This is a genomic window from Polynucleobacter sp. 35-46-11 (assembly GCF_002281105.1).
On sequence record NZ_NCFJ01000520.1, the window covers coordinates 1 to 1733 of the forward strand.

The 1733-nt window shown below is 46.6% G+C and carries 1 protein-coding gene; it reads left to right on the forward strand.

Annotated elements, in window-relative coordinates; all coding sequences use genetic code 11:
- A partial coding sequence (locus B7Y67_RS17125) for a CTP synthase (protein ID WP_293599664.1) occupies positions 1 to 1639 on the forward strand: 1639 nt, incomplete at its 5' end.
- Positions 1640 to 1733: the final 94 nt, after the last annotated feature.

The following is a 1733-nucleotide window of genomic DNA, read 5'->3' on the forward strand; positions in this document are numbered from 1 at the left end:
TGGTGGTGTGGTTTCTTCTTTAGGGAAAGGAATCGCAGCTGCCTCGCTTGCCGCGATTCTTGAATCCCGCGGCCTGAAAGTCACCCTCCTAAAATTAGACCCTTATATCAACGTTGACCCTGGGACCATGAGCCCACTTCAACACGGTGAAGTCTTCGTAACCGAAGATGGCGCTGAAACTGACCTTGATCTTGGTCACTACGAGCGCTTTGTCTCTGCAAAGATGCGCAAGAGCAATAACTTCACGACTGGCCAGATTTATGAGTCCGTGATCAGTAAAGAGCGTCGTGGCGAATATCTTGGTAAAACTGTCCAGGTAATACCTCACATTACAAATGAGATTCAAGCATTCGTAGAGCGTGGCGCAAAAGCAAGCCATGATGGCAATGCTGATATTGCAATCTGTGAAATCGGCGGAACGGTAGGCGATATTGAGTCTTTGCCGTTTCTTGAGGCAGCGCGCCAGATGAGTATTCGTCTGCCAAGACACAGTTGCGCCTTTGTCCACCTCACTTTGGTCCCTTACATTGCTAGTGCCGGGGAGTTAAAAACAAAACCTACTCAGCACTCGGTACAAAAGTTACGAGAAATCGGCATCATGCCGACCGTGCTGTTATGCCGTGCGGATCGCCCCATCCCAGAAGACGAGCGCTCTAAGATTTCCCTGTTCTCTAACGTGCGTGAAGAGGCTGTGATTTCAGTATGGGACGTTGACACCATTTACAAGATTCCTGAGATGCTTCAAGCGCAGGGAATGGATGATTTAATTTGTCGCGAACTTGATATTGAAGCTAAGCCTGCGGACTTATCCGTTTGGGCAAATTTGGTTTATGAGTTAGCCAATCCACAGCACGAAGTAACTATTGGCATGGTGGGTAAGTACGTTGAGTTAACCGAATCTTACAAGTCTCTTATTGAAGCTTTGCGTCATGCAGGCATCCACAATCACACACGCGTCAATATTAACTATATTGATTCCGAAGTCATTGAAAAAGATGGCGTCGGTTGTCTGCAGAATTTAGATGCTATTTTGGTCCCTGGCGGTTTTGGTAAACGCGGCACCGAAGGTAAGATCGCTGCCATTCGTTATGCCAGGGAGAATAGCGTTCCGTACCTTGGTATTTGTTTGGGCATGCAGTTGGCTGTGATCGAGTTTGCTCGCCACGTTGCCAACATTGCTCAGGCTAATAGCACAGAGTTTGATCCAGACACTGAGAGTCCAGTAGTTGCTTTAATTACTGAGTGGGTTGATCGTGAAGGTCGTGTTGAGAAGCGTACTAACGATTCTGATCTAGGTGGGACTATGCGCTTAGGTTCCCAACGTTGCCCGGTAAAAGCCGGTACTTTGGCAGATGAAATCTATGGCCCTGAAGTAAACGAGCGTCATCGTCACCGCTATGAAGTAAATAATCTTTATGTACCGCGCTTAGAAAAGTCTGGCTTGATTATTTCTGCTAGAACACCAAATGAATCTCTACCAGAAATGATGGAGTTACCAAACTCTATTCATCCGTGGTTTTTTGGTGTGCAATTCCACCCTGAATTCACTTCAACACCACGCGACGGTCATCCATTATTTTCTGCGTTTATTAAGGCATCCTTAATTCATCAAGCTGCTGCTCAAGAGCAGGCAGCCTAGGAGATCGTCATGAGTGCATTTAAGTTATGCGGTTTCGATGTTGGTTTAAATCAGCGCTTCTTTTTGATTGCTGGACCTTGCGTCATTGAGTCAG